This is a genomic window from Nocardia sp. NPDC051929, from assembly GCF_044548645.1.
Lineage (GTDB): Bacteria > Actinomycetota > Actinomycetes > Mycobacteriales > Mycobacteriaceae > Nocardia > Nocardia sichangensis.
Genome location: NZ_JBIUCG010000035.1, coordinates 48773 through 54772 on the forward strand (window position 1 = coordinate 48773; position 6000 = coordinate 54772).

3 protein-coding genes are annotated in these 6000 nt (G+C 61.9%); all 3 read left to right on the top strand.

Annotation, left to right across the window (positions count from 1 at the left end):
- Positions 1–1193: 1193 nt before the first annotated feature.
- Entirely contained in the window at positions 1194–1427 is a 234-nt protein-coding gene (locus tag ACIHAX_RS35380; RefSeq protein ID WP_397281986.1) for a hypothetical protein, read from the top strand.
- Positions 1428–3266: 1839 nt separating this feature from the next.
- Positions 3267–5384, top strand: a complete 2118-nt coding sequence (locus tag ACIHAX_RS35385; protein ID WP_397281988.1) for a hypothetical protein — start codon at positions 3267–3269, stop codon at positions 5382–5384.
- A 190-nt stretch (positions 5385–5574) separates the two neighbouring features.
- The coding region (locus ACIHAX_RS35390) for a transposase family protein (protein ID WP_364439915.1) at positions 5575–6000 on the top strand (426 nt) is incomplete at its 3' end.

Here is a 6000-nt window from a genome sequence, read left to right on the forward strand (position 1 = left end):
GTGATTCGCATGGAGGTGAGAGTGATACCATCAGGAATAGACGTACCGACGGTCGAACGGGCCAGGCGGGGCGGAGCCGCCGTAGTAGTCCGAGGCCGGGAGAGCCGGTCACATGGCGAGGGGTAACATCGGTTTTCGAGAAGGGGCGGAGACTGGAATGCCGAAGATGCGCCACCGAACGGTGACGCCGCGCCGGGCGGCCCTGTGGGGCCGCGCCGGCGGGTATCGGGAATGCAGGCCAAGCTTCACCGTTGGGCGGCGGCCGATCCCGGCCGCCGGTTCGACGACCTCGCTGCGCAGCCGATCGACCATGCGGTCCTGATGGACCGGGTGCATCGGCGGGTCAAGGACAAGCGGGTGCTGGTGAGCAGCAAGCTCCCACAGAGCGGGCAGCGCCCGTCCTGCAGCTTGAGAATCCGCAGGCTGAACGCGTCGAGTAGCGGTGGTGTCGCTTTGCGTCGCCGTTCGGACCAGTACTCGGTCAGGGCCGGGTCGTCCGGAGGCGATGCGCCCGTGACTATTCGGTGTCGGACGTTCGTCGTCCAGGCGAACTGGCGCAGGTGAGCGCCGGTATCCCGGTCGCCGAAAACCCACCGGTCCTGCCTGGACTGGCTGAACCGGCCGAAGTACCAGTTAACGGCCCAGTACCTCGACTTATTCTGATGGCCGTGCTTTGGCGCACTTGTAGGTGAGCTGCCACATGTAGTCGTCCAGCGCGACGAATGCCGTGCTGGACACCACCGTCCGGTAATAAATCCGACCACCCCCGTACGCTCGGGTCGATCTTGTCCGGCACTGCACTTACGTCCGACCCGTGCAGAGCCTTCGTCTCGGTGCGTAGCTGTTCCCCGAATCCGTTTCATAGCAGCATAACTCGGCTCGGTCAACAGCATGCCGCCATAACGGCGGACATTGAATCCGAGGAAATCGAAGCCGATATCGACGTGCACGATTCGCGTCTTGTCCTCCTTGAACACCAGCCCTCTCGGCTCCACCCAGGGAGCGAGCCGCGCTTTGACCTGTTCGTCCTGTTCGCGAATGACACAGAGCGACAGAGTCGTCGGCATATCTGACCAGCGCGGGAGAACCCTCCACCGACTCGGCGGCATGAGTCCCGAGCTGCGGTAGCGAACTCCCCCTGCTGCTTCCATCCCGTGCAGGGCGACGTTAAGCAGAAGGACTGACGACCCGCCTTGGGGCATGCCTCCCCGGTCGGGGCGAACGACCGTGATCGAGTACTACCGCCGGATCACAACCATCTGCTCGCTCAGCTTTCCATGTTTCCCGCTCGGGGACTGGTGACCGGTTGGCTGAAGATACGGTCGAACGCCGCTTTTCAGGTCCGCCGCTACGACGCCTGGTACCGGCACATCACCCTGGCCGCGCTCGTCCACACCTACCTCGCGTCACCGCAGCCATCGCCCTGAAAGTGTTGGCAGCGAACTCATCCCGCTCATCCCCGGCGAACTCCGTGCCTTCCGGCACACCTCATTACCTACCGGTCCGCCCTCACCTCCATCCAACGATGGTCGACCTGCCGCCCACGCCACCAGTTACACAGCCCAAAAGGCGCGACTAACACACCGATTACATCACGGAGTGCGGATGAGTGCGAGAACGAACGTACTCATAGCGGAGATATACGGACTCAAACTCCTGCTTGTCACACATATTTACAAGCTTGGAATGCGACGCTAAACTACGTACGTATGCTGTTCATCTCCACGGATGAGGGACATCGACTTGTTCGCGTATACTAAATCTATGTGGAGCTCCGAGAAACTATTTCAATGTCGGCTGCCCATCATGAAGTTTGCGAGCCTGGATGCCAGTCAAACACCCGCTGCCAATTTCTGGCGAATAGATCGGTGAGCAAGGAGGCGGGGCGGCTTCGTGCACTGCTCCGTTGAGCAGCGCAGCGAGAGCTCCCCTGCTGCGGAATGGTTATTACCAGTAGCCGATTTCTGGCACAGCAATTTTAGCAAAGGTCTGCTGTAGTATAGAAACTAGGCACTTTTGCCAATGGTGGATATCTAGGCGCCGTGATGCCATTATCGAACCTTGCGGTAGTGCCGTTCCGGATATAGACACCACCCGGCTCGGCGGACCAACTTCCGCCACGACCCTCCGATAATCGACCAGTATTCGAGGTGGAATTATTATGCCCCGGACCGGGTGCTGCCAGTATGCCGAAATATGCGCGGGATCCGCCGGGTTGCTGCTGCGGAGGACAGTCCAGTTCAGTGACCATGTTCAGGCTGGTCAAGACACTCGCGATCAACGCGGCGGCACTCACTGTGGACAACTGCTGGCTTGCACCAAATGCGGCGAACGACGCGTTGGGCGATACCGCGCAAATCGCTGCGGATTCCGACATCATCACCGGCATCTACGAAGGCAACTCCCCGCTCATGTCCTCGGACTCGAAGTCGGGAAAGTCCAGAAGGTCACGCCGACAGGCACACTCATCGAGATGCGCCTGTCGATCGAGCCGCGCGTGAATATACCGAAAGACGCTATGGCACGGACCATCACCTGGGTCGAGTCCGACACTGCGATCAAGACTATCGATCAGTTCGCTGCAGCGTGGAAACCGCAGGGAGGCGCCGCGAGGCTCGGCCCGATGTCGGGGTGGGTGCTCTAGCCCATGCTCGAAAACAACGGCGCGAAGATCTGCGGCACCCTCGGAGCGCTGTCGGCCGCGCTGAAGGTCGGCGGCGAGGACAAGGACGCGGTATGAAAAGTCATCCTCCGGCTCAGCGAACTCACCACCGCCATCCTCTCCGCGAACGACCGGGCTATCCGCGATTTCAGCGACTGGCTGACTCAGATCTTCGCACTGCTCCCCGAACAATCTCCGGCTTACAGGTGACACTCGACCATACGCAGCTGACCACCTTCCTCGCCAACACTTCCGGGGCACTCGGGCAGTACCGGGACCAGCTCGCAGGCACCTTGACCGAACTCACGAATGTGACACCCCAGCTTCGCGACTACCCCTCCGAAATCGCCGACCTCGCGCCGAGGGTGTTCCAGAATATCGACCACCTATCGACCGCGAGAACCAGCGAGCGCGAGTCCATTTCATCGTCCCCACCGCTCTCATGATCCGGCCGAGGTGGAGATCCGAGGAGGATCCGCGGGACGACTGTCGGCGTCCCGTCATGTTGTCGCGTCGGTTCTGTACCAGCCGTTGGCGGCGGCCCGTCGGCCGACTACTGATCGTAATCCTCGCGCTGTTCGTCCTTCCCGGACTCCTCGGTGCGGTGGCCAGTGCCCAGTACCAGGCCGCGACGACAGGCAGCGGTGTCTCCGAAATCGACGGGATCAGCTGGATGCATATCCGAGACTCCTATGGCGTGCCGCTGGCGAGCTATGCGTTCGCGACCGACCATGGCGGTGTGCTGAACCCGAGCTCCACCATTCTCTGGTCCGTCCTCGGTTTCGAATTCATCGGTTACATCGCGATCGTAACCACCGCGATCTGGTTGATCGGCAATGCATTGAGCTTTGAATGGCTGAATATGTTCGGCTCGGCGCTGACTGGGGTTGCGGACCGGCTGACCGTTCAGATCGCGACGCCCATGCTGCTGACCACCGCGGCTACCATCGGCGCGTTCTGTGTTGCCTGGTTCTTGCTGCGTGGATATCACGCCAAGGCGGTGCTACAGATCGTGACGATGCTCGGGGTGGCGATCCTGGGCCCAGTGTTCCTGGCCGAACCGCTCGGCGATGTGCTGTCTTCTAACGGATTGCTCGCCAAGGGGCGGGATTTGGGAATTTCGGTCGCAGCCGGATTGAACGGCGACACAAATCCGAATCCGAATCAAATGGTGACGACCATGCAGGAGGCTCTGGCGGACAACTTCGCCCGCCGCCCGGTGCAGGTGTGGAATTTCGGACATGTGGTCGACGAGCAACCGGCCTGCCGAGCCGCCTGGTCCGCAGGGATGGCCGAAGGCGATGACGATCGCGTTCGTAAGGGCATGCAACGCTGCGGTGATTACGCCGCCTACGCCAAAGCGCAGAACCCGAGCATGGGGCAGGCCGGTACCGGACTGATGTTGTTGATCTGCGGCGGCACCCTATTGGCGTTCGCAGTGATGCTCGGGATCAGGGTCATCAAGGCCGCACTGGATACGATCTATCACGGGTTCATGTCGATATTCGGCTTCGCCGCAGGCGGATTCGTCTACGGACCGACGCAGACCTTCCTAATCCGCAATCTCGTCGACGGCTTTGTCGCGGCCGCCAGGATGACCGCGTACACCATCTTCCTCGGCATTTATGTGCTGTTCATGGGCAATCTGTTCGCGCAGGCGAAAGGGCAGACCATGGCGGTGATAGTCATCGCGGGCACCGTCGAGATCGTCGCCACCGCCCAGCTCAAGCGTCTCAGCCGCAGTCTGGGCAGGGGCAACGACTGGATCGCCAACCGGTTCGCGCTCGCCGTGCAGGGGTCTGGAGCACGCTCCGGCGGTGCAGGTGGCGGTGGATCGGCACTAGGCATGGGTAATGCTCGCGCTGGCGATTCGCTGCACGCCGGGCTGATATCCGGGATGAGCATGCTGAACACGATCAATGCCTCGCCTGCGACCGCGTGGCTTCTCGGGGCGACGGTGGGCCCGTTGAACCCGCTGTCGCGCAGGAAGAAGCGGATGGATCTCAACAACATCGCAGCCTCCCCGATGGCGCGGCAATCGCAGGAGTACAACGATGCTGGCCGCCGGAACTGGCGAGTCAAGGTTACCGGGCGGTTGAACGGAATAGATGGCGGAATCAACTCCGCGCTCGGTGTCCAAAATGTTCTGGACGGTCTGGGCGACAGCAAGGTCCCGGACTCGATGATCGCTCCGATTCTGCTGGCGACGGGTGCGAGCGATCAGCAGGTGATCGATGCCCAGCGTGCGCTGGCCGTGCAGAAGGCCACCATGAAGAACTACGACCCCAACGGCTTCGCGCCCTTACAGAAAGCGCTCGCCGCAGGGTACGCGGTGGAGAACCACCAAGACGCCGCCGCGCTGCCGGCCTTCGCGGCGCAAGCCGTGGTCGCCGCGGACAGTTTCGTGCGGCACTCCACCGCGCCCATGAACCCGAACGCAGTAGATCACCAGTTCGTGCAGCGGATCATGAACATTTTGGACCGTCCAGACCATGAAAGCCAGCTCAGAACCATCACTCCAGACGAGTGGCGCAACGCCGGGCGCGATACTCGCCAACACATCGGACGGCAACTAGCGCTCCGGCACCAAGACGCGGCCACGAACTACTACCACAATCAACACAACCCGATTCTGCTTCAGGTCTTGCAGCGGTCGAACCGGCAACTGGCCGACTTCAACGGCTTCGATCCGAATCGTGGGCCCGTACCCTGGTCTTCGTAGGCGAGCGTGGGCAGACCCACCCTATTCGCCGATCGGTGAAGTGAAAGAACCGATCACCTATGCTTGACAGAACTTTCCTACTCCATCCTGGTCGCCCATTAGGGACTGTAAATACAACGGCTCTGTCTCAATTTCGGCTCTGGCTCACTTCCGGTGGCTCAGCGTGATGGTCTGACGGCACGATGCCTTGGTGAGCGTGGTGAATATTGCTGTTGGACTATCGTTCTCGGGTTTGTCAGCGCTGGTGATCGACGACGTTGTCGATGACGGTTCGAGGGTCGTTGTTCGGGCCAGGACGGCGCCAGGCCCTGCGGTGTGCTCGCGCTGCGGCGCGGCGTCGGCGAAGCTCCACAGCTATCATCGTCGGACCGTCGCCGATCTGCCGGTCGATGGCCGCCTGGTGGTGCTGCGGGTGCGGGTTCGGCGGCTGGTCCGTCCGACGCCGCACTGCTGGGGGACCTTTCGTGAGCAGGTTCCCGGCCTGCTCGAACGGTACCAGCGGCGCACCACCCGGCTGACCGGTCAGGTGCGGGCAGTCGTGAGGGAACTGGCCGGACGAGCCGCGGTCCAGCTGCTGGCTGCCTTGCCGGCTCGGTTGTCCCGCCACACCACAGTT